Consider the following 21,759-nt stretch of genomic DNA (forward strand, 5'->3'; position numbering starts at 1 on the left):
TAAAGGTTTCTATTCGTATTCACTCGTAAAGTGCAATTTTACTGATGGATATTTGTCTTGTGTCATTTGAATAGTAAATGCTGAGTCTGCTAAAAACACAAGCTGTCCTCTTTTGTCTTTTGCCAAATAGCGCTGTTTTACTCTTTTGAACTCTTTGAATTCTTCATTGTTTTCTGAAGGTTCTACCCAACAAACTTTATGCATTGGTAGGTTTTCATAGGTGCATTTTGCCCCGTATTCGTGTTCAAGACGGTATTGGATTACTTCATACTGTAACGCTCCCACTGTACCGATGACCCTTCTACCATTGAGCTCTAATGTAAATAATTGTGCAACTCCTTCATCCATTAACTGGTCTAGCCCTTTATAAAGCTGTTTTGCTTTAAGCGGGTCAGCATTGTTAACATATCTAAAGTGTTCTGGTGAAAAACTAGGAATTCCTTTAAAGTTCAGATTTTCTCCTTCAGTTAATGTATCTCCAATTTTAAAGTTTCCTGTGTCGTGCAAGCCAACAATATCTCCAGGATAGGATATGTCTACGATTTCTTTTTTCTCTGCGAAGAATGTATTTGGACTAGAGAATTTTACTTTTTTGTTATTTCTAACATGTAAGTAAGGTTGATTTCTTTTGAATGTACCAGAAACAATTTTTATAAAAGCCAAACGATCTCTATGTTTTGGATCCATGTTGGCATGAATTTTAAACACAAACCCTGTCAGTTTTTCTTCTTTTGAGTCGATCAATCTTGTATCACTCATTTTTGGTTGTGGAGTAGGAGCTATGTCAATGAAACAATCTAGCAATTCTTTTACTCCAAAATTATTCAAGGCAGAACCGAAGAATACAGGTTGTAAATCTCCGTTTAAATAGGCTTCTTGGTCGAATTTAGGATAGACTCCGTCTACCATTTCTAATTCTTCTCTTAGTGTTTCAGCAGAAGTTTCTCCAATAATTTCTTCCAATTCTTCACTGTCGATATCTGTAAATTCAACACCATCAGAAACGGTTGTTTTGTTTTCGTTGGTGAACAGGTTTATTTTTTTCTCCCACAGGTTGTAAATTCCTTTAAAGTCATAACCCATTCCAATTGGGAAGCTCAGTGGAGTTACAGTAAGTCCAAGTTTTTGTTCAACCTCGTCTAACAAATCAAAGGCATCTTTACCTTCTCTATCTAACTTATTGATAAAAACGATGATCGGAATTTTTCTCATTCTACAAACCTCAACTAATTTTTCGGTTTGTTCCTCAACACCCTTTGCAACATCAATTACTACAATTACACTATCTACTGCAGTTAAGGTTCTAAATGTATCTTCAGCAAAATCTTTGTGACCAGGAGTGTCTAAGATGTTTATTTTTTTGTCTTTATAGATAAACGCTAAAACTGAAGTAGCTACAGAAATTCCACGTTGACGTTCGATTTCCATAAAATCAGAAGTTGCTCCCTTTTTTATTTTATTATTTTTTACGGCCCCTGCTTCTTGGATTGCTCCACCAAAAAGTAACAATTTTTCTGTTAAGGTAGTTTTACCAGCATCCGGGTGTGAAATAATACCAAAGGTACGTCTGCGTTGTATTTCTTCTAAAAATGACATGTTCTAAATAGTTGCGTTAAGCAAAACAATTGTGGTTGTTTTGGAAGCGCAAAGATACATTTTAGAATTCGATGCAAAAATAATTACGAAATAAATTAACTAGAATGCGATTTTTTCTAAAAGGTTGAATATCGTTGGAATTGTGATGATTGCTGTACAAATAAACAATGCGTTTTTGAACATAGCAGGCCCAAATTTTCTACTTTTTTTAATGAAAAACTCTAACACACAAAATCCAGAATAAATGATATTGTATAAAACAATAAATAGTATCACTTCTCTTTTGCTAAATAGTTCTTCAGTTGAACTTTGATTGAACAAATTTTGAGTGTGGATGCAGATGTAGAATAATCCAACTACAATCATGTTGAATGCAATTCTTTTACGTTCCCACCATAGGAAAATATCCATGAGGGTTCTGTTTGTTTTTTTTACCGATAAGTATTGGTTGAAAACTTGACTTAATTTTAGAGGCTTAAGTTGTGCCTTAGACGTGTTTGTATTGTATTGATCCATAGTACTAACAGAGGGGGTAAATATTAGTTTCTAATTGTGTAAAACTCAAATATACAATAAATATTGTAAGACATGAATTTTTTGATGTTTTTTTTGAGAAATGTTTTATGCGATAAATGCAACGAACATTCCGAGTAATATTGCCACAAATTTTGAATAGTTAAACTTATGATCTTTAGAGCTTTCAAACAGAATAATGGTAGAAATATGCAGAAAGATACCAATGGTAAAACCAGTTATTTGTTTATGGTAATCCATGAAAAGATCGATTTTTTCTGAAGTGAATAAACCGATAGGACTCATTAATGCAAATAGTAATATAAAGAGATAACCGTAAGATTTTGGTAGTTCTGAATTAAATAAAAATGTAGCTAGTACTATACTGATAGGAATTTTGTGGACTACAATTGCCCATAATAATTCTGAATCTTCTTGGTAACCAATCGGAATACCTTCTGATAAAGCATGCAAGCTCAAGCTTACAAACAATAACCAAGGGAACTTTTTAGAATGTGAGTGTAGGTGAATATGTCCATGTTCGGCTCCTTTTGAAAAAGATTCGAGTATCGATTGGATTAAAATTCCAGAAAGTATGAAAATCCCAATTTTATCTGCAGCTATTTGACCGTGACCATGTATATCTATTTCTGAACTAAATACTTCTGGTAATAAGTGCAATACAGTAATAGCTAATAAATACGCTCCACTAAAAGACAACAACAACCTTACTGAATTTTGTTGTGGTTTGAACAACCCCACTATTACAGCTCCAATAATCACAGAAGAAATTAACAATAGATAAATCATGCTTTGATAATTAAGATTAATCGGTTGGAATTGTTTTTATCAAAAGCGTGTAAGTTATAGTCACCGAATGTTTCGGTAATTTGAAGCCCGGCTGTTTCAATAATTTTTTTGAAACGAGCTAAGTCTAAACATTTTACTCTTTCGTAATAACAGTGGTATTTTTCTTCTACAGTGAATTCTATTTTTTTTATAATGAAATCGTTTTTTACTTCTTTCGTTATATGGAATTCAATGTCATCCAACAAAATTGTTTCGTCGGGTACAAGTTTGTCAATTGTTTTTACAACATTCAAATAATCGATGACTGCAACTCCATCTTGATTTAAAGAGTTTTTTATATTTTCAATCACTCGAATGTCTTCTTTGTCATCAGCAAAGTATCCGAAACTTGTAAATAAATTAAAAATGGCATCTGTTTTTAAAGGAAATGGCAGACGCATGTCTTGAACAATAAAGTTTAAAGAGTCGTTTTTTGATTCACTTGCGTGTTTGATACTGTTTATAGATAAATCAGCACCTGTAATATTGTATCCGAGTGAATTTAAATAAATAGAATGTCTTCCCTTACCGCAAGCTAAGTCTAATACAGAAGCACCTTTTGGTAACTCAAGGTAATTCACCAAGTTACTCATAAAGACTTGAGCTTCATAATCATCTCGGTGCTGGTATAAAATGTGGTAATATTTGGTGTTAAACCAATCGGTAAACCAATCTTTTTTTGAAGACATTTGAAAAATTTGTGACAAAAATAACAATTATAATGTTAGTACCTCATAAAAAAATCACGGCTTGTTTTTTAGTTGAAAATTGTTCTGTTTTTTTGCGAAAATTCAAAACAGATTAATATTTTTAGCAAAAAAAACATGAGTACTTATCGATGGGGAATTATTGGCTGTGGTGATGTAACAGAAAAGAAAAGCGGACCTGCATATCAGCAAACACAAAATTTTTATTTGCACGCTGTAATGCGAAGAGATTTTGCTAAAGCAAAAGATTATGCTTTGCGTCATAATGTCCCAAATTATTATGATGATGCTGATGCCTTGATCAATAACCCTGAAATAGACGCAGTGTATATTGCAACACCTCCTGATTCGCACGAATATTATGCCTTAAAAGCTGCTGAAGCGGGTAAGATTTGTTGTATTGAAAAACCAATGGCTCCTTCATACGAAGCCTGTAAACGAATCGAGCAGGTTTTTGAGCAGAAGAATATTCCATTGTTTGTTGCGTATTACAGAAGGTCTTTGCCAAGATTTTTGAAAGTGAAATCAATCATAGATTCTGGTGAAATAGGTAAAGTGCGTCATGTAAACTATCTCTATACAAGAACTCCAAGTCCGGTTGATTTAAGTGGAAAGTATAATTGGAGAACAGATAAAAATATTGCTTTTGGTGGATATTTCGACGACTTGGCAAGTCATACAATTGATTTGTTTGCATTTTTGTTTGGAACCATTACAGATGCAAATGGTTATGCAACAAAACAACAAGATTTATATACTGCCATGGATGCCGTTGTGGGGAATTGGAAGCACGAAAGTGGAGTTACAGGCACTGGGTCTTGGAATTTTGCTACGCACAAACTACAAGATAGAGTGGAAGTGATTGGAGAAAAAGGGATCATTCGCTTTGCGATCTTTAATGAAGAATCTTTGTTCGTTGAAAGAGAAAATGAAACTGAGGAAATTTGGATTGAAAATCCAAACCCAATTCAACTTCAGCATGTGCAAAATATTGAAAAACACTTGTCAAATATTGAAACGCATCCCTCAACAGGGAAAACTGCAACGCAAACATCTTGGGTGTTAGATAAATTACTAGGTAAATAATATTGTATCTTTATTGGTATAAATCTTATTTGCAAGATGTCTATCTATAAAAAACTAACAAAACTTGGATTGCGGTTCTTTTCAAAAAGACAACTCTTCAAATATGGCTTTAACAATTCTCCGATGTACCGTCGTAGTACAGGTAGAGTGGTATATGTTTCTGAAGATCTATTAAAAGTTACAGTTAAAATTCCACTGAGTTGGAAAAACAGGAATTATGTAAATTCTATTTTTGGAGGTAGTTTGTTTGCTTCAGTGGATCCGATTCCGATGATTCAACTTATTTATATTTTAGATAGCTCGTATGTGATTTGGGATAAATCAGCACAAATAAATTTCAAACGTCCTGCAAAACAAGCTGTCTACGCATATTTTTCTTTTTCTACAGACGAGTTAAATTCGATTCGTGATAGAGTGGCAAAAGAAAAAGAAATTACGATTCAAAAAATTACACAGATTGTAGATAAAAACCAAACACAAGTTTTTTGTGAAGTCAATAAAACGATCTACATAGCAGATAAAACGCATTACAAAGAAAAGCTAAGAACAAAAGTTAAGGTGTAATTATAAGGTAATTATTACCTAGTAAAAGCTTCTCCAATTCTAAAATAAATTCCCCAGTCGTCTTTTCCGGCAGCTACATCCATTCCTACAGTAATTCTTGATTTCGGAATTGCCATGAAACGAACACCAGCACCTATCGCAGGTAAGGTATTGTTAAGGCTAATTTCATTTGGGTTGTTTATAGCAGTGGCCAAACCTCCAAAGGCTACATAGCCCCATTTTTCTGCAAACCAATGTCTGTATTCGGTTTGAACATCATACACTTGATTTGCTCGATATTTACCGTTTGAATATCCACGTAAGTCATCTCTACCTACCACATTTTGACCAGCAAAAGGAACATCGCCAACAGCAGCTTGGCCGTAAGCTCTTACCAAAAGGGTGTTTCTTTTTCCTTGTTTGAAATACTTGTTGTATTCTAAAGTAATATTCGTGTAATTAGATGTACTTCCTAAAGATTTTAAAAAACTAGTAGTGTTTAGTTTTCCATTGAAACCAGTAATGGGTTGCATCTGATTATCCCTTTTGTCATATTCAGAAGAGAAACCAAAACCAAACAATCGTTGTTTGTCAACGGGTGTTGTAGGTACGTCAAAGGTGGTTGTTGATTGTGTGTATACAATATTTGCACCTATATATAATCTATCATAGACATTCACCATAAAATCAGAAAAAATAAAATACACACTGGTGTTGTAATCCACAAATACGCCATCATCGGGTAAAGGAGGTAAGACAGGTGGTATAAAATTTGGAGGTAAATTGTCTAAAATAGTACCCCAATCTAAAAAGGTTTGAAAATTAATTCCACCAGTACCTCCAACGACTTTAGACCTGAATTTGTCCTCTTTGAAATAAAATTTGTTAACCTGTACAGCAAACCAAGTATTATTGGTTGAATAACTTCCTACTATCATGGATGTAGATAGGGGAGAAATGGTGTCTTTTTTGTTCAATTTGTAAAACCCAGATGCCATCAACCCAAAAGAAGTTTTAAAACTATTATTGTAAGAGATGGTTGGAATCACAACTGTTTTGAAATTCTTGTCTTCTTTTGTTTTAGTTGATTTGCCTTTTTGTGCTGTTGCAATAAAACTGAAAGAAAAAAGTAATGTTGCAAGTAGGTAAATGTTTTTTTTTCTCATAGTTTTAGAAAGAATTGTTGCTGATTTTTCCTTTTAGAATGGAAGCTGAATCCATTCCCAATTTTTTTTGGATTTTAAACGCTTCAACAGAAGTGATATCTAGTTTTTTTAAACGCTCTTTTTTTACGAAAACTACATCTCCAGACATGGGACTGGGAGCTCCTGGTAAAAAAACAGTAAATAATTCTTCGTCAATTTGATCCATAAGTATTCCTAATTGCCAGGTTTCTTCTATGTTTACAAGCATTATTTGATTGTCGTTATTGTTCTCTATTCCTACAGCGGTTTCGGTCATTCCTTTCAGGATAGAATAACCAGGAATATTTGATAAAATCGTAAATTCAATCCAATTTTTTAGTTTGTTTGCCGTCTGTGTTTTAGCGATGAGACCTGCAACTAAACACAGTAAAATTAAAACTGCAAAGGCAACTAGACGTGCTATTGCTATACCTCCAATAGTATCTAATGGTAGCTCTCGAACGATAGGTTTTACCAAAACACGTAATATTTCAACTACCTTACCGAATATTAGCAGTACTATCACAATCGGTACGATTAAAAATATACCACCGATTAGGGTGGTTTTGAAAAATTGTAGCAGTTTTTTCATTTATTTTTTCATTGCTTTTAAAGGGATGTCACTTTTTGACCAAATGGCGTATTCAATTTCAATATTTTTTGGGCTGTATATTACAACGGGTAGTTTGCTATTGTATCGAACATGTTCTGTTTTTGAACGAATAAATTTCTCACTAACTTTTGCATCAGGACATGCCATTTGTGTGCTCATGATCATTCCGTTTGTCTCGAATTCGTAATAAGAATATCCCCACCCTTTGACTGTTTTTTTATTGAATTTCCCAACCAAACTATGTTTGTTACAGTCAACTTCTTTTGTTTGTCCAGCCCATATTTCAAGATTATACAAGCCTTCATCAGCTCTAATGGGTAACTCTATGACGTAACGTTGTACGCTGTCGTTTGCTTTCGGGTACATGCTCAAATCATAATCAGCAATAGTTTCTTTTTTTTGAGGTGTTAGCTGTTTGGTTTGATTGCAACTCGTGAAAAAAATGCTAATAACAAAGAGTATTGAGAATAAGTGTTTCATAAGTGTTTTTTAAGCGTATTTCAAATATACACAAAATAGTTGCAGCCTAGGTTTTCTCTTGTGAAAATAACTCTTATTTTTTGTTTCAAAATAAGTATCTTTGCAGCCTGAAATAGAAATGGTGGTCAAGCTTTTTTTTCTTGAAATTTCTTGCCAGTTTATCTTAGAAACTCGACATAGAATAAAATTTTTTAGACCATTAAAATAGCAAATAATGAAAAATATCACAGAAGTTTTAAAAGAGAGAATCCTTGTGTTAGATGGAGCGATGGGGACTATGTTACAGGCATATAAGTTTACAGAAGAGGATTTTAGAGGAGAGCAATTTAAAGATTGGAAATTGTCTGTGAAAGGTAATAATGATATGTTGTCTATTACGCAGCCAGAAGCTATTAAAGAAGTTCATAGAAAATATTTTGCAGCGGGAGCTGATATCGTTGAAACCAATACTTTTTCGAGTACAACTATTGCCATGGCAGATTACGAAATGGAAGATTACGTATACCAATTGAATTACGAATCTGCTAAAATAGCAAAAGAAGTTGCAGACGAATTCACAAAAGAAAACCCTAATAAACCTCGATTTGTTGCTGGTTCTATTGGTCCTACGAATAAAACAGGGTCGATGTCACCAGATGTGAATGATCCTGGGTATAGAGCCATTTCTTTTGATGAGTTACGCATAGCTTATAAGCAACAAGCAGAAGCTTTGTTAGACGGAGGGTCTGATATTTTATTGGTAGAAACTGTGTTTGATACCTTAAATGCAAAAGCAGCTTTGTTTGCGATAGAAGAAGTAAAAGAAGAACGAAATATTGAGGTTCCTGTTATGTTGAGTGGTACAATTACAGATGCTAGTGGTAGAACATTATCAGGGCAAACAGCGGAAGCGTTTTTAATTTCAGTGTCTCATGTGCCTCTGTTGACTGTAGGGCTTAATTGTGCATTGGGAGCAAGTGCTTTGGTGCCACACCTTGAAGCAATATCAGGAAACACGGGATACGGTGTGTCTGCGCATCCAAATGCTGGTTTGCCAAATGCTTTTGGAGAATATGATGAAACTCCTGAAGAGATGGCAGCTCAAATCAAAGAATATCTAGATAAGAGTTTGGTGAATATTGTCGGTGGTTGTTGTGGTACGACCCCTGCGCATATAAAAGCTATTGCAGATGAAGCAGCCAAATACAAACCAAGAGTTATTGCTTCATAAAAGTAAGTAAATAGAAAAAAATACTAGTTGTAAAGCACAGATTCAATTCCATATAGAATGAGCATAAAACAAACAAAATACATGAAGTTATCAGGTTTAGAGCCTTTAATTCTAAGTCCTGATATGAACTTTATAAATGTTGGAGAGCGTACGAATGTTGCAGGGTCTCGTAAATTTTTACGTCTGATTAAAGAAGAGCAATACGATGAGGCGTTGGCAATTGCAAGAGATCAAGTAGAAGGTGGAGCTCAGATTATCGACATCAATATGGATGATGGTATGATCGATGGAAAAGAGGCGATGGTACGCTTTTTAAATTTGATCATGGCCGAACCAGATATCTCTCGAGTACCTATCATGATTGATAGTTCGAAGTGGGATATTATTGAAGCTGGGTTGCGGGTAGTTCAAGGAAAATGTGTGGTGAATTCCATTTCACTGAAAGAAGGAGAAGAAGCTTTTAGAAAGCATGTTAAATTGCTGAAGCGATATGGAGCGGCGGTAATTGTAATGGCTTTTGATGAAGTTGGACAGGCTGATAATTACGAGCGTCGTTGTGAAATAGCAAAACGCTCTTATGATATTATGGTAGATGAGTTGGGATTCCCTTCAGAAGATATCATTTTTGACTTGAATATTTTTCCTGTAGCAACAGGTATGGAAGAGCATAGAAAAAATGCCATTGACTTTATAGAAGCAACATATTGGGTTCGAACGAATTTGTTGAATGCAAGTGTGAGTGGTGGTGTTAGTAATGTTTCTTTTTCATTTCGAGGGAATAATGTGGTACGTGAAGCGATGCATTCGGTTTTCTTGTATTACGCGATTCAAAAAGGAATGAATATGGGAATTGTAAACCCTGCAATGTTGGAGGTTTACGACGATATTCCAAAAGATTTATTAGAACACGTTGAAGATGTTATTTTAGATCGACGTGATGATGCAACCGAACGTTTGTTGGATTTTGCCGAATCTGTTAAAGGAAAAGGTAAGGTTCAAGTACAAAATTTAGAATGGAGAGAAGCTCCATTACAAGATAGAATTACCCATTCTTTGGTAAAAGGTTTAGATACCTTTATTGTTGAAGATGTAGAAGAAGCACGATTGGCTGTAGCCAAACCATTGGAAGTTATCGAAGGACATTTGATGATTGGTATGAGTGTTGTTGGAGATTTGTTTGGCGAAGGAAAAATGTTTTTGCCTCAAGTAGTTAAATCTGCTCGTGTCATGAAAAAGGCCGTAGCGCATTTGATGCCGTTTATCGAAGCTGAAAAAGATGAAAACTCTAGAGCGCAAGGAAAAGTATTGTTGGCTACTGTAAAAGGAGATGTTCATGATATTGGTAAAAATATTGTGGGTGTTGTTTTGGCATGTAATAATTATGAAATTATTGATTTAGGGGTCATGGTACCGCCTGAAAAAATATTAGAAGAAGCTAAGACTCACAATGTAGATGTGATTGGTTTGAGTGGATTGATTACACCATCGTTAGATGAAATGGTGCATGTTGCAAAAGAAATGAAGCGTTTGGATTTTAAAATTCCATTATTGATCGGAGGAGCGACAACATCTAGAGCGCATACAGCGGTAAAAATAGCACATGAGTACGACAATGGAGTTATTCATGTATTAGATGCTTCTCGTTCTGTGCCTGTTGTAAGTACTTTGATAAGTGATGATACACGAGATGATTTCTTAAAAGATACTTATACTGAATACGATAAATTGCGTGATGGATTTTTAAATAGAGCACGTAAAAAAGTGTATTTACCTTTAGAAGAAGCTCGTGCAAATAAATTTAACATAGATTGGAAGGCTGAAGATGTATACCAACCTAAAAAATTGGGTGTTCATGTTATTGAAGATTTAGACTTGAACGAATTGGTGCCTTATTTAGATTGGACTCCGTTCTTTCAGTCTTGGGAGTTACATGGGAAATTTCCTGCAATCTTAGAAGATGAGGTTGTTGGTGAACAGGCAACAGATTTGTACAAAGAAGCTACTGACATGCTACATAGAATTTTAGATGAAAAGTGGTTTACAGCGAAAGCGGTATATGGTTTGTTTCCTGCTAATACAAAAGAAAATTCAGATGATATAGAAATCTATAAAGACAATTCTAGGTCTGAAGTACTTGAAACGGTATTGACATTAAGACAACAATCGAAAAAAGGAGCTGGAAAACCTAATATTGCTTTGGCCGATTTTGTTGCGCCGAAAGAAACAGGTTTAGAAGATTATATTGGAGGTTTCTGTGTGTCTACTGGATTTGGAGTTGAAGAGATTGCTGAAAAATACAAAGCAGATTTAGATGATTATAACAGCATCATGGTAAAGGCTTTAGGAGATCGATTCGCTGAAGCATTTGCAGAATATTTACATGATAAAGTTCGTAAAGAGTTTTGGGGATATGCATCAGATGAAAATTTATCGAATGAAGCTTTGATACGAGAAGAGTACCAAGGAATTCGTCCGGCACCAGGATATCCTGCATGTCCAGATCATACTGAGAAAACTTCGTTGTGGAAATTATTACAAGTTGAAGAAAATATTGGGGTTAACCTAACAGATAGTTTGGCTATGTTTCCAACAGCATCTGTTTCAGGGTTGTATTTTGCACATCCGAAAGCAAGGTATTTTGGAGTGGGTAAAATCACCATGGAACAAGTACATGATTTTGCAGAAAGAAGAGGGTATACCAAACAAGTTATGGAACGCTGGTTGGCACCTAATTTGAACGATTGATATTGAGAATATTCATAGAAACAATAAAGGGCCTAGTGTATTTTTAAAATCATTAGGCTTTTTTTTATATAGAGGAATTATGTAATTTCGCATGCGCGTTAGGGATAGCAGCGACATCCTTTTTTATTTTGGAGGCTGAGCATATCGAAGTCTCAAGAAATAGTAAAGATACAGCGAATAGCCCGACCTGAAAAGGAACGCCCAAATAAAACACAAAAATGAAAGTAACAGATCACATCAAAGAAGCAAACGGAAAATCATTGTTTTCTTTTGAAATTGTACCTCCTGTAAAAGGACAAAATATTCAGAAATTATACGATAATATTGATCCTTTAATGGAGTTCAAACCTAAGTTTATCGATGTTACAACATCTCGAGAGGAGTATGTGTATATTGAAAAAGGTAATGGCTTGTTAGAGCGAAAAATGACTCGTATGCGTCCGGGTACAGTGGGGATTTGTGCTTCGTTAATGCATAAGTATGATGTGGATACCGTACCACATGTTTTGTGTGGAGGTTTTACCAAAGAAGAAACGGAATATGTTTTGGTTGATTTGCAGTATTTAGGGATCGACAACTTGGTAGCTTTGCGTGGCGATTCTATGAAACACGAATCGCAGTTTGTACCATGTGAAGGTGGTAACAATTATGCCGTTGATTTGGTGAAGCAAATAAACCGAATGAATGAAGGGAAGTTTTTAAATGAAACTGTTGAAATGGATACCAAACCTGATTTTTGTATTGGGGTAGCAGGGTATCCTGAAAAGCATTTTGAAGCGCCTAGTTTAGATTCTGATTTATTGCGTTTGAAAGAGAAGGTTGATGCGGGTGCTGATTATGTGGTGACACAGATGTTTTTCGATAATAAAAAATATTTCGAATTTGTTGAGGCTGCTAAAAATATTGGTATTACGGTGCCAATCATTCCGGGTATCAAACCAATTGCAGTTGAACGTCATTTACAAATATTACCAAAAGTGTTTAGTTTAGATTTACCATTGGCTCTAGAAAAAGCTGTGCTAGATTGCAAAGGAGACAAGCAGGCGATTCGACAAGTAGGAATTGAATGGGCGATTGAACAAAGTAAAGAATTGATGGCTGCAGGCGCACCAACGGTTCATTATTATTCTATGGGAAAATCTGATAATATTGTTAAGATAGCGAGAGAAGTATTTTAAAAAAAAGAGCTTTAATAATTTATTAAAGCTCTTTTTTTTATTTGAAAATTTTTAGTAAGAATTTGCTTATTAAAGATTTTGATTTGGGTTTTGTAGGTGGAGCGGTGTATCTATTCTGAGTGAGTTTTGCTTGATTAACATCATCAATTTTTTTCCATAATTCATTTGAGCACGTAACTCCGATATATATTGCTTTTCTATATCCCTCTATCTCTGTTATTGGATTTACATCGTGAAATGCATAATTAGATTGAAGTGATGCTAAAAATAAGTCTTGTTTCGGAGTGTAACTTTTATCTTGCTTTAAAGAGTAGTTTTCGTGCATTTGATACATTCTATGCTCGCCTCCTTTAATGTTTTTAGGAGTGTTTATGTATAATAAACAAGAAAAAAGCCTTCTTCTATTATCTGTGTGTATTCCTTTCCCTCCATTGTTTATACCATATGCTTTTCCTGCATAGCCAATATCTATTCTTGAAAATAATTTAGGCTCAGGAAATTCGATGAGAGCGCTTCCGTTTCTTGCTTCTAAACATGTTTCAGATATTTCTAGGTCTCGAGGATCTATTAATAATTCACCAATTTTAATATGTTCCTCTATTTGTTCATCGAAAGCATCTAGAATATTTTCAATGAATTTTTTTGAAATAAAATACTCATTTATGCTGGCATATGTTCGACTATCATTATTTAGTTTTTTAAAGTTGTCATCATTAGAATTTAAATCCCCATCCATTCTTATCGTGTTTCCAAATAATTCGAGCTTAGGAAACTCTATTTCTAGTTGATCTCCAAATGAAGTAAACTCATTAATTACAACATGAGGGTATGGCGAGTTCACCACATCTGACTTTTTTAATTCTTTCATAGTTTGATTTATTTGAAACGAAATTAATGAATTTGTTTTGCTGCAAAAAATTTTTTTTAATCATTAAGTTGAATACAGCTATAAAAAAAAGTGATTCAGGTAGAAAGTTTTAAGTAAAATATTTGACTACATTTGTAAGTGTAAAAAAAGTAAATAACAACATTAAAAAATATATAGTTATGGCATTAGAAATAACAGACGCAACTTTTGAAGAAGTAGTATTAAAAGCATCTCAACCGGTGTTGGTTGATTTTTGGGCAACTTGGTGTGGACCTTGTAGAATGGTTGGGCCAATCATTGAAGAAATAAGCAATGATTATGATGGAAAAGCTGTTGTTGGAAAAGTTGATGTAGATAACAATCAAGAATTTGCAGCAAAATACGGTGTAAGAAATATTCCTACAGTTTTATTGTTTAAAAATGGTGAAGTTGTTGATAAGCAAGTAGGTGTGGCTCCAAAAGCTACTTATGCTGCTAAAATCGATGCAGTTTTATAAAAATATTCTTTTTACAAAATAAAAAAGCAGTACATTTTTGTACTGCTTTTTTATTTTGTAGTACTAAGTTCGTAGGATAAGAAGACTTAAAAGTCCTTTTTTTTAAGTAATTTTGTTAGACGCACTTTAGTGCTTAACAAGTATAGAATTTGAAGATATAGTGTATGGATGAAAAGTTGATATCTAAGAAAAAGCCAAGCTTTCCGATCAACAATAAGTTGCTAGAATATTTAAAAACATACAATCGAAATGTTGTTATGCCTGTTGTTTATGAAGATTTACTTCGTTATTCGGGTGCAATTGAGGTGTATGATAAAGCAGGTAAAGATACTTTATGGATTCGTGTATATTATCCAGAATTTGAGAGAGCAGAAATCGATTTGAACCTTAAAAAAGTATATGCCATTTTACATGCGGATGGTAGTAACGAATCGATTCCGTATTTAAATATTGACGAGGTTGATTACTGTACTTTTGGAAACTCTAAACCTTTTCGTATAAAAGTTCGAAATATTTTAAATGATAACTACACGTACATGTACATTAAAAAGGCAGATGCTTCTCGTGTATATGGTTTAGAATTAGAGCATTTATTATCTCCAGATAGAATTAATTTTTTGGTGTATAAAGATACGATTGTGGAAGGTCATATTCAAGGGATTCCTGGTGATGTTTTTATGAACGAAGGATATAAAAATTTTTCGACAAGAGATCAAAAACAATTGTCAAAAGAATTTGTGAAGTTTAATGAGCGTTGTATTATTCGTTTGTTGGGCGATATGCGTTCTTACAATTATGTGATTGTGCCAACCCACGATTTTGATCAAGTGCAATATAGAATCCGTGCGATTGATTTTGATCAGCAGTGTTATGAAGGACGATTGAAAGTATACATGCCTCAGTTTCTAAAAGAAAATAATTTGTATGTAGACATGGTTCACGAAAATTTACGAGAGGAATCTATAAACCAGTATCGCATAGAAGAACGCTCTGCTATTTCCAAACGTATTATTCGTATTCATAGTAGGGTAATGTCTTTGTTAGAATGTATGTCTAATGATGTAATATCTAGTCCAGAAAAAGTAAAACAATTAAAAACGGACCTTCAAGAATTCACAAAAGATATGAAGTTTAAAAAATGTGAAACTATGGGAGAAATATTAAAGGTTGGGTTTGATTTTGTAGTTCGTAATTATGAAAGTGAAAACAGCTATTTGATTTATAAATAAGACTTTGTATTTTTTGAATGCCAATAAAAAACGCCTTGAAGATAGATTTCAAGGCGTTTTTTGTTTTATATAATAACGAGTTGTTAATAGATATCAGTATCTAAATCGTCTAAGCTTTCGAATTCTCCAAAATTATCGTCAAATTCATCTCCAAGATCGTAAGGGTCGTTTGAGCTACCAGCGTTGTCTGAGGTGAATTCTTTTTCTGGAGATTTTTCTGGAACCTCACCAATCGATAAGATCAATTTAGGCAATTCGTCTTCTGTGGTTTCATTTGTTTCGATAAGTTCAACAAAGAAAGTCCACATTTCTAAAAAATCATATACATAAATTAACTTTTCTCCTTCGTCTTCTATGTTTTGCTCAATGGTAGTAGTCGCCATAGAAAGTGCACCTGGACTATCATCCATATTGATCAAAGGTATTTCTTCTCCTTGATTCCAGTCGTCATCGGTTCTGTAAAATGAAGCCATTTGTTGACCATTAAAACCAAAAACGTTCGAAATCGTTTGGTGTAATTCTTCAAGAGTGCTTTTAGAATCTATGGTAATAGTTCTAATAACATCTTCCTTCACATCTAAAACAACTCTTATTTTACTAATCATACCTAAATATATTTTAACCGATACAAAATTAGAGTTTCAAAATTTACAAATCAAAAAAAAGAGAAAGATTCTTTTTAGAAATATTCGATAAGATATGAAATAAGATTGCCTAGGAAGTTGTATTTTTAACACCCAAATTAAATAAATATGGATCGTACGAAAATGCTTGCTATCGCAAATAAAATCACGAAAAATACCTTAATGGAAACACTAGAGATAGAGTACATCGATGTAGGAGAAGATTTTTTAGTTGCTACGATGCCAGTTACTTCTAAAGTACATCAGCCGATGGGATTGCTCCATGGTGGTGCAACTGTTGCATTAGCTGAAAGTGTAGGTAGTGCTGCATCACATTTGTTGATTGACAATGAATCGTATGAAGTAAGAGGTATAGAAATTACTTCCAACCATATAAAAAGTGTTTCAAAAGGGAAAGTTATCGCCACAGCAAGTGTTTTACACAAAGGAAAAACAACGCACCTTTGGAAAATAGAAGTACGAGACGAACAAGAAAATTTGGTTTCATTTTGCAAATTGACCAATATAGTTTTACCAAAGAAAAAATAAGCGCAACAATTGATTCTATATAACGACCTGTTAGAAAAGGTGGCAGTTGCATACCAAAACAAACTGCCATTTGTAGCTTATAAACGAGCAAATTCTAAAAAAATAAGAGCACTGTTTCAAGAAGACGACAGTTTGCATCAAACAAATAATTTTTCAGAAAATGGTTTTGTTTTTGCACCATTTGACTCTCAAAAACCAACTGTGTTTATTGCAGCTGATTCGATTTCAGAGGCTGAGGTTTCTGTACTTTTAGAAGCTGATAAAAAGGCGGATACAATTTTTACTGAAGAAACGGAAACAGCTTTGCAGCATGTTGATTTTGTGAAAAATACTAAAGAGTTCATTCATACAGAAAAAGTTTCGAAAATTGTAATTGCCAGAACGAAAGAAATTCAAAAGACAGACTTTTCTGCGTTAGAATCATTTAAAAAGCTGGTTGGAAAATATGTGAATGCGACTTGCTATATTTTGTACCACCCAAAAATAGGTTTATGGATGGGAGCAACGCCAGAAACGTTGTTAGAAATTGAAAAAGATCGTTTTTCGACCATGTCTTTGGCAGGTACGCAAAAATATCAAGGTTCTGAAAATGTTGCTTGGGGAGAGAAGGAGATAGAAGAGCAGCAATTGGTTACAGATTATGTTGTCTCTAACTTGGAGAAAGTTTCTCAAACATTAGAAAAATCAGACACCTATACGGTGAAAGCAGGTGCTCTCTTGCATTTACGAACAGATATTTCAGGTGCTTTGAAGGATGGATTGGGAATTGAATCTCTTGTTTCGGTTTTGCATCCTACTCCCGCTGTTTGCGGATTTCCGGGTGATTTAGCCAAGGAATATATACTTGCCAACGAAGCATTCGATAGAACATTTTACACTGGTTTTCTTGGGGAGATAAATACAACAGGAACAACTTCTCTATATGTAAATTTACGTTGTTTACAGTATGTAAATAATAAGATAACCTTGTATGTTGGAGGTGGTATTACTGCGAAAAGTGACCCAGAATTAGAGTGGCAAGAAACTGTTGCAAAGTGTAAAACAATGGAATCTATTTTGTAATTTTACAAGCTGAAATTTAAATGTAGATAGACATTTTAAAGAACGATTCAGCTATAAATGAAGTACCCTAAAAAAGACCTTGCCCAAATAGTAATCGCCTCATGTATAGCAAATGGTATTGACACTGTTGTGATATCTCCGGGGTCTAGAAATGCTCCGTTGACCATTGGTTTTACGAGTCATCCTAAAATTGCTACCTATAGTATTGTAGACGAACGAGCTGCAGGTTTTGTTGCATTGGGTATGGCGCAACAAACCCAAAAACCGGTTGCTTTGTTGTGTACATCAGGTTCTGCCTTATTAAATTATTATCCAGCGATTGCTGAAGCTTTTTATAGCGATATTCCTTTGGTGGTACTTTCAGCTGATAGACCAGAACATTTACTAGAAATAGGGGATGGTCAAACGATTCAACAAAAAAATGTTTTTGAAAACCATATTGCATACTCAGCGAATTTGATTACAGGTGAAAACCATCATAACGCCGAAGAGATAAAGAATGCATTGTATACAGCTGTTTTAAATAGTGCACCGGTACATATCAATATCCCTTTTGATGAACCTTTGTATGAAACAGTAGAAACTATTTTAGAGCTGCCAATTGAAGCGCATTACGATTTTTCTAAATCGACATTGAAAGAAGAACCTCTAGATGTTGATGAACTTCAAGTGTATGCTGATAAATGGAATACAGCAAAGAAAAAAATTGTGCTGATTGGAAGTAGTTTTCCTGATGAACTATTAGAAACACAAATAGAACACCTGTTAAAAGATTCTTCTGTGTTAGTGTTTACCGAAACAACCTCAAACATGAGACATGAGCGTTGTGTCAATTCTATAGATCAGCTGCTATTTCCTTTAACAGAAGAAGCGCAAGAAGAATTAAAGCCTGAAATACTGTTAACCTTAGGAGGTTTGGTTGTCTCTAAACGTATCAAACAGTTTTTTAGAAAACACCAACCGGTTGAACATTGGCATGTGAACGAACATAGAGCTTTGGATTCTTTTCACTGTATGACACGTCATTTTGAAATTTCCGCTCAATTGTTTTTTAGTCAATTTTTCTTTTTGACCAAATCCATGAAAAGTGATTTTTCTACTACTTGGCTTGCTGTCAAAAAAATAAGAAAAGAAAAGCACATCAAATTTCTCGAAAACACAGGTTATTCAGATTTTAAAGTACATAATATCATATTAGAATCAATTCCTGAAAACAGTCAATTGCAATTAAGCAATAGTTCGATAGTAAGATATAGTCAATTGTTTCAGCTATCGCCGAGTATTAAAGTGTTTTGTAACCGAGGTACTAGTGGGATAGATGGTAGCACCTCAACAGCAATCGGAGCGGCTATGAGTGTTGAGGAACAAGTTGTTTTTCTTACAGGTGATATTAGTTTTTTCTACGATAGCAACGCTTTATGGAATGCTTATATTCCTAGTTCATTTCGGGTAATCTTGATAAATAATAATGGGGGAGGTATTTTTAAATTTATCCCGGGACCTCAAAAAAGTGGTGCTTTAGATTATTTTGAAACACCACATGGCTTAAAAGCAGAGCATTTATGTAAAATGTATGGTGTTTCTTACCAGTCTGTATTTGACGAAAAAGAATTGAGAAATACATTGGTTGATTTTTATGCAGTAAGTGAACAGCCAAAACTGTTAGAAATACATACTCCTTCGGAAATCAATGATGTTGTATTGAAAGAATATTTTAATAATTTAAAATAAGAAAAATGGAATTAGAAGTAGGGCAAAAGATAGAAGTTGTGATAGGTCGTTTTACGAATATTGGTATTCGTGTACTGGTTGAAGAAGAATATGAGGGTATGCTTTATAAAAATGAAGTTTTTCAGAGAGTTCGTGAAGGACAACGTTTAGAAGCATATGTCAAAAAAATTAGAGAAGATGGGTTGATAGATGTTTCTTTACAACCTGTTGGTTTCTTAAATAAAATTGGTGAAAATGAAGCTGTTATTTTAAATAAACTGAAAAGTTTGGATGGTGGTTTTATAGGGTATAATGATAAAAGTAGTCCAGAAGATATTAAGTACCATTTTAAAATGAGTAAAAAATCTTTTAAAAGTGCTATCGGTGGTTTGTACAAAGCCAAGCAAATTGAAATTTTAGAGAACGGAATTCAATTGGTTTCTGAAACTAAGTAAGTTGTAAAAATTATATAAAATCCCTTTAGTCAAAATCTAAAGGGATTTTTTTTGTTCAAATTTTAGTAACTTTAAGTTGCTATGAAATCTGTTTTTCGGTACATCCCGATGCATATACTTTTGTTTTATGTGATTGGTGTTTTTTACCAATATTACACTAAAACGCCACTTGCTTTTTCAATTTGGATATTATGTGCTGTCGCATGTTTGTTATTATTGAAATTCAAAGTGGTGTTTCGTGGTACAAGTATGTTGTTGGTTTTTCTGCTTGGTATGTATGCTATGCAAGTTAGACAAGTTAAAGAAGCGCCTATAGCTGTAAGTGCCACAAATTATGTATTCGAAATAGATGCAGTATTAAAATCAACAAACTATTCATCAAATTTTTACGGGTATATTCATAAAGGTGAAAAAACGATTTTTAAAGAAAGGGTTTTAATAAAAATAATGTCAGATAGTTTGTCAAATTCACTAGCAGTTGGCGATTTTATTTTGGCAAATACAAAGCTAGTAACTCTTAAAAAATCGATGAATCCTTACGGGTTTGATTATAAGAATTATTTGGCTAAGAAAAATATTCATAGACAAGTAGTAATTGACACGGTGCATTGGATACTCTCAGAAAGTAAAAATACATCATGGAGGCGTTCTGCTTCATTGATCCAACAAGATTTAGGTCAGCATTTAAAGAGATATATTAATAATCAGGATGTGTTAGCGATTACTACTGCATTGTTATTAGGAGATCGAAAAAATATTTCAACAGAAGTAAGAGAGAGTTATACAGATGCCGGAGTCATACATATATTTGCTGTGAGTGGTTTGCATGTTGGTCTTTTAGTTGTGTTGTTGCATTTTTTTTTAAGTCCGTTGCGGAGGTTTAGGTATGGTAAAATAATTTCACTTTTTCTTATTGTGCTTTTCCTCTGGAGTTATGCTTTTATTGCAGGTTTGTCTTCGTCTGTCGTACGTGCGGTAACCATGTTTTCATTTATTTCATTTGGAATAGTACTTCAAAAAAACAATTCAATCTATCATTCGATAATAACTTCAGCTTTGATTTTATTGCTGGTTAACCCATATTTAATATTTGACCTAGGGTTTGTCATGAGTTATGTGGCTGTTGTGTCTATTGTTGTTATTTATCCTTTGTTTCAAAAACTATGGAGTCCGAAAAATAGTGTTTTGAGGTTTGTATGGAATCTAATGTCTGTGTCTATATCTGCACAGTTGGGTTTGTTGCCGATATGTTTGTATTATTTTCATCAATTCCCAGGTTTGTTTATTGTATCTAATTTGGTAGTCTTGCCTTGTCTAGGACTGATTTTGATATTAGGTTTGTTGGTTTTGATATGTGCTAAGTTTCAGATAAATATTAAAATATTGTTTGAGTGTTATTCGTTTATTATAGAGAAATTTAATGTATGTATTGACTTTATTTCAAAACAAGAAGCTTGGTTGTGGGATGTCATCTATTTTTCAAAATTACTATTAGTGGTTTCTTACCTGTTACTAATCAGCTTTGTTTTTCTGTTTTATAAAATTACTTTGAAGAGAATTCATATTTCTCTTTTGGCTGTTTTCGTTTTTCAGTTGGCTATGTTTTATGAGTTGTATGTGCAGAAAAACTATAATGAATTAGTGATTTTCCAACAATATAAAAAGTCATCGATTGCAGTTTCTAACGAGGGGAAAGTACGTTTTTTTGGAACTGCTAAAAATGAAAAATTGATAGAGAGTTATCTTGTGAAGACTGGAGCTGACTTGATTATGAGTAGAGAAGAGGTGCCGAATTTGATAAATTATAAATCTCAAAATATATTTATCATTGACAATAAAAATTTCTATAAAGTCCCAAATTTTCAACCTGAAATTTTAGTACTAAGAAACTCACCAAAGATACATCTTGAGCGCTGTTTGAAACTTCTTAAACCTAGGGTTGTTGTGGCTGATGGTTCGAGCTATCCGCAAGTAAAGGAAAGGTGGAAAATTACATGTTTAAAGTACAAAGTTCATTTTCATGATACACAAACAGACGGAGCATTTGTTTTAAAATAAAAAG

At 33.8% G+C, this 21,759-nt stretch carries 21 protein-coding genes; 12 read left to right on the forward strand and 9 right to left on the reverse strand.

What is annotated here, in order from left to right; translation table 11 throughout:
* Positions 1 to 9: 9 nt before the first annotated feature.
* The 4 genes from F6P99_RS11620 to F6P99_RS11635 all read right to left on the reverse strand — a co-directional run bounded on the left by F6P99_RS11620 (position 10) and on the right by F6P99_RS11635 (position 3,647).
* On the reverse strand, positions 10 to 1,596 hold the full coding sequence (locus F6P99_RS11620; RefSeq protein WP_152287656.1) for a peptide chain release factor 3: 1,587 nt from the start codon (positions 1,594 to 1,596) through the stop codon (positions 10 to 12).
* A 99-nt stretch (positions 1,597 to 1,695) separates the two neighbouring features.
* The gene (locus F6P99_RS11625; RefSeq protein WP_152287657.1) at positions 1,696 to 2,007 is read right to left on the reverse strand and encodes a hypothetical protein; all 312 of its coding nucleotides are present in this window, start codon (positions 2,005 to 2,007) and stop codon (positions 1,696 to 1,698) included.
* A gap of 210 nt (positions 2,008 to 2,217) precedes the next feature.
* On the reverse strand, positions 2,218 to 2,919 hold the full coding sequence (locus F6P99_RS11630) for a ZIP family metal transporter (RefSeq protein ID WP_152287658.1): 702 nt from the start codon (positions 2,917 to 2,919) through the stop codon (positions 2,218 to 2,220).
* Complete coding sequence (locus F6P99_RS11635) at positions 2,916 to 3,647, reverse strand: class I SAM-dependent methyltransferase (protein WP_152287659.1); 732 nt, start codon at positions 3,645 to 3,647, stop codon at positions 2,916 to 2,918. The genes F6P99_RS11630 and F6P99_RS11635 overlap by 4 nt, the downstream gene beginning before the upstream one ends.
* A gap of 135 nt (positions 3,648 to 3,782) precedes the next feature.
* Here F6P99_RS11635 and F6P99_RS11640 point away from each other — a divergent pair, with 135 nt between their 5' ends.
* Together F6P99_RS11640 and F6P99_RS11645 are read left to right on the forward strand one after the other, a co-directional pair.
* On the forward strand, positions 3,783 to 4,751 hold the full coding sequence (locus F6P99_RS11640; protein ID WP_152287660.1) for a Gfo/Idh/MocA family protein: 969 nt from the start codon (positions 3,783 to 3,785) through the stop codon (positions 4,749 to 4,751).
* Between the two features lie 36 nt (positions 4,752 to 4,787).
* Positions 4,788 to 5,315 carry a DUF4442 domain-containing protein gene (locus tag F6P99_RS11645; protein ID WP_152287661.1) on the forward strand — a complete coding sequence of 176 codons (528 nt, stop codon included), beginning with the start codon at positions 4,788 to 4,790 and terminating at the stop codon, positions 5,313 to 5,315.
* Between the two features lie 14 nt (positions 5,316 to 5,329).
* Here the strand turns inward: F6P99_RS11645 and F6P99_RS11650 are convergent, their stop codons facing one another.
* Genes F6P99_RS11650 through eco form a run of 3 tightly spaced genes read right to left on the reverse strand, consistent with a single transcriptional unit; the run spans position 5,330 to position 7,571 of the window.
* The gene (locus tag F6P99_RS11650) at positions 5,330 to 6,460 is read right to left on the reverse strand and encodes a BamA/TamA family outer membrane protein (protein ID WP_152287662.1); all 1,131 of its coding nucleotides are present in this window, start codon (positions 6,458 to 6,460) and stop codon (positions 5,330 to 5,332) included.
* Between the two features lie 4 nt (positions 6,461 to 6,464).
* The gene (locus F6P99_RS11655; RefSeq protein WP_152287663.1) at positions 6,465 to 7,070 is read right to left on the reverse strand and encodes a DUF502 domain-containing protein; all 606 of its coding nucleotides are present in this window, start codon (positions 7,068 to 7,070) and stop codon (positions 6,465 to 6,467) included.
* The gene (gene eco, locus F6P99_RS11660) at positions 7,071 to 7,571 is read right to left on the reverse strand and encodes a serine protease inhibitor ecotin (RefSeq protein ID WP_152287664.1); all 501 of its coding nucleotides are present in this window, start codon (positions 7,569 to 7,571) and stop codon (positions 7,071 to 7,073) included. It lies immediately after the preceding gene.
* Between the two features lie 214 nt (positions 7,572 to 7,785).
* On the opposite strand from eco, the gene F6P99_RS11665 reads away from it, so the two are divergent.
* The 3 genes from F6P99_RS11665 to metF all read left to right on the forward strand — a co-directional run bounded on the left by F6P99_RS11665 (position 7,786) and on the right by metF (position 12,704).
* Positions 7,786 to 8,781, forward strand: a complete 996-nt coding sequence (locus tag F6P99_RS11665) for a homocysteine S-methyltransferase family protein (protein ID WP_152287665.1) — start codon at positions 7,786 to 7,788, stop codon at positions 8,779 to 8,781.
* An 81-nt stretch (positions 8,782 to 8,862) separates the two neighbouring features.
* The gene (metH, locus tag F6P99_RS11670; protein ID WP_394349542.1) at positions 8,863 to 11,526 is read left to right on the forward strand and encodes a methionine synthase; all 2,664 of its coding nucleotides are present in this window, start codon (positions 8,863 to 8,865) and stop codon (positions 11,524 to 11,526) included.
* A 218-nt stretch (positions 11,527 to 11,744) separates the two neighbouring features.
* The gene (gene metF / locus F6P99_RS11675; RefSeq protein WP_152287667.1) at positions 11,745 to 12,704 is read left to right on the forward strand and encodes a methylenetetrahydrofolate reductase [NAD(P)H]; all 960 of its coding nucleotides are present in this window, start codon (positions 11,745 to 11,747) and stop codon (positions 12,702 to 12,704) included.
* 37 nt (positions 12,705 to 12,741) lie between these two features.
* Here the strand turns inward: metF and F6P99_RS11680 are convergent, their stop codons facing one another.
* Entirely contained in the window at positions 12,742 to 13,572 is an 831-nt protein-coding gene (locus tag F6P99_RS11680; RefSeq protein WP_152287668.1) for a 2OG-Fe(II) oxygenase, read from the reverse strand.
* 179 nt (positions 13,573 to 13,751) lie between these two features.
* On the opposite strand from F6P99_RS11680, the gene trxA reads away from it, so the two are divergent.
* Positions 13,752 to 14,069, forward strand: coding sequence for a thioredoxin (gene trxA / locus F6P99_RS11685; RefSeq protein WP_152287669.1), 318 nt, complete (start codon positions 13,752 to 13,754; stop codon positions 14,067 to 14,069).
* A 164-nt stretch (positions 14,070 to 14,233) separates the two neighbouring features.
* The gene (locus tag F6P99_RS11690; RefSeq protein WP_152287670.1) at positions 14,234 to 15,298 is read left to right on the forward strand and encodes a hypothetical protein; all 1,065 of its coding nucleotides are present in this window, start codon (positions 14,234 to 14,236) and stop codon (positions 15,296 to 15,298) included.
* Between the two features lie 83 nt (positions 15,299 to 15,381).
* Here F6P99_RS11690 and F6P99_RS11695 read toward each other — a convergent pair whose 3' ends face one another.
* Complete coding sequence (locus F6P99_RS11695; RefSeq protein WP_193316068.1) at positions 15,382 to 15,903, reverse strand: IS1096 element passenger TnpR family protein; 522 nt, start codon at positions 15,901 to 15,903, stop codon at positions 15,382 to 15,384.
* 141 nt (positions 15,904 to 16,044) lie between these two features.
* Between F6P99_RS11695 and F6P99_RS11700 the strand changes: the two genes are divergently transcribed.
* The 5 genes from F6P99_RS11700 (at position 16,045) to F6P99_RS11720 (ending at position 21,755) form a co-directional block, all read left to right on the forward strand.
* Positions 16,045 to 16,470: a PaaI family thioesterase gene (locus F6P99_RS11700; protein ID WP_152287671.1), complete on the forward strand. Its 426-nt coding sequence runs from the start codon at positions 16,045 to 16,047 to the stop codon at positions 16,468 to 16,470.
* Between the two features lie 9 nt (positions 16,471 to 16,479).
* The gene (locus tag F6P99_RS11705) at positions 16,480 to 17,532 is read left to right on the forward strand and encodes a chorismate-binding protein (RefSeq protein WP_152287672.1); all 1,053 of its coding nucleotides are present in this window, start codon (positions 16,480 to 16,482) and stop codon (positions 17,530 to 17,532) included.
* A gap of 57 nt (positions 17,533 to 17,589) precedes the next feature.
* A complete protein-coding gene (menD, locus tag F6P99_RS11710) occupies positions 17,590 to 19,263 on the forward strand; it encodes a 2-succinyl-5-enolpyruvyl-6-hydroxy-3-cyclohexene-1-carboxylic-acid synthase (protein ID WP_152287673.1) in 1,674 nt (557 codons plus the stop codon).
* A gap of 5 nt (positions 19,264 to 19,268) precedes the next feature.
* Positions 19,269 to 19,697: a S1 RNA-binding domain-containing protein gene (locus F6P99_RS11715; RefSeq protein WP_152287674.1), complete on the forward strand. Its 429-nt coding sequence runs from the start codon at positions 19,269 to 19,271 to the stop codon at positions 19,695 to 19,697.
* Between the two features lie 81 nt (positions 19,698 to 19,778).
* Positions 19,779 to 21,755, forward strand: a complete 1,977-nt coding sequence (locus tag F6P99_RS11720; RefSeq protein WP_152287675.1) for a ComEC/Rec2 family competence protein — start codon at positions 19,779 to 19,781, stop codon at positions 21,753 to 21,755.
* Positions 21,756 to 21,759: the final 4 nt, after the last annotated feature.

Origin of the sequence: Flavicella marina, from assembly GCF_009193215.1 — a bacterium.
In the GTDB taxonomy this organism is placed as follows: Bacteria; Bacteroidota; Bacteroidia; order Flavobacteriales; family Flavobacteriaceae; genus Flavicella; species Flavicella marina.

Coding starts and splice junctions, on each gene's coding strand:
- F6P99_RS11620 (WP_152287656.1), bottom strand. CDS start 1,596: ATGTCATTTTTAGAAGAAATACAACGCAGACGTACCTTTGGTATTATT.
- F6P99_RS11625 (WP_152287657.1), bottom strand. CDS start 2,007: ATGGATATTTTCCTATGGTGGGAACGTAAAAGAATTGCATTCAACATG.
- F6P99_RS11630 (WP_152287658.1), bottom strand. CDS start 2,919: ATGATTTATCTATTGTTAATTTCTTCTGTGATTATTGGAGCTGTAATA.
- F6P99_RS11635 (WP_152287659.1), bottom strand. CDS start 3,647: ATGTCTTCAAAAAAAGATTGGTTTACCGATTGGTTTAACACCAAATAT.
- F6P99_RS11640 (WP_152287660.1), top strand. CDS start 3,783: ATGAGTACTTATCGATGGGGAATTATTGGCTGTGGTGATGTAACAGAA.
- F6P99_RS11645 (WP_152287661.1), top strand. CDS start 4,788: ATGTCTATCTATAAAAAACTAACAAAACTTGGATTGCGGTTCTTTTCA.
- F6P99_RS11650 (WP_152287662.1), bottom strand. CDS start 6,460: ATGAGAAAAAAAAACATTTACCTACTTGCAACATTACTTTTTTCTTTC.
- F6P99_RS11655 (WP_152287663.1), bottom strand. CDS start 7,070: ATGAAAAAACTGCTACAATTTTTCAAAACCACCCTAATCGGTGGTATA.
- eco (WP_152287664.1), bottom strand. CDS start 7,571: ATGAAACACTTATTCTCAATACTCTTTGTTATTAGCATTTTTTTCACG.
- F6P99_RS11665 (WP_152287665.1), top strand. CDS start 7,786: ATGAAAAATATCACAGAAGTTTTAAAAGAGAGAATCCTTGTGTTAGAT.
- metH (WP_394349542.1), top strand. CDS start 8,863: ATGAAGTTATCAGGTTTAGAGCCTTTAATTCTAAGTCCTGATATGAAC.
- metF (WP_152287667.1), top strand. CDS start 11,745: ATGAAAGTAACAGATCACATCAAAGAAGCAAACGGAAAATCATTGTTT.
- F6P99_RS11680 (WP_152287668.1), bottom strand. CDS start 13,572: ATGAAAGAATTAAAAAAGTCAGATGTGGTGAACTCGCCATACCCTCAT.
- trxA (WP_152287669.1), top strand. CDS start 13,752: ATGGCATTAGAAATAACAGACGCAACTTTTGAAGAAGTAGTATTAAAA.
- F6P99_RS11690 (WP_152287670.1), top strand. CDS start 14,234: ATGGATGAAAAGTTGATATCTAAGAAAAAGCCAAGCTTTCCGATCAAC.
- F6P99_RS11695 (WP_193316068.1), bottom strand. CDS start 15,903: ATGATTAGTAAAATAAGAGTTGTTTTAGATGTGAAGGAAGATGTTATT.
- menD (WP_152287673.1), top strand. CDS start 17,590: ATGAAGTACCCTAAAAAAGACCTTGCCCAAATAGTAATCGCCTCATGT.
- F6P99_RS11715 (WP_152287674.1), top strand. CDS start 19,269: ATGGAATTAGAAGTAGGGCAAAAGATAGAAGTTGTGATAGGTCGTTTT.
- F6P99_RS11720 (WP_152287675.1), top strand. CDS start 19,779: ATGAAATCTGTTTTTCGGTACATCCCGATGCATATACTTTTGTTTTAT.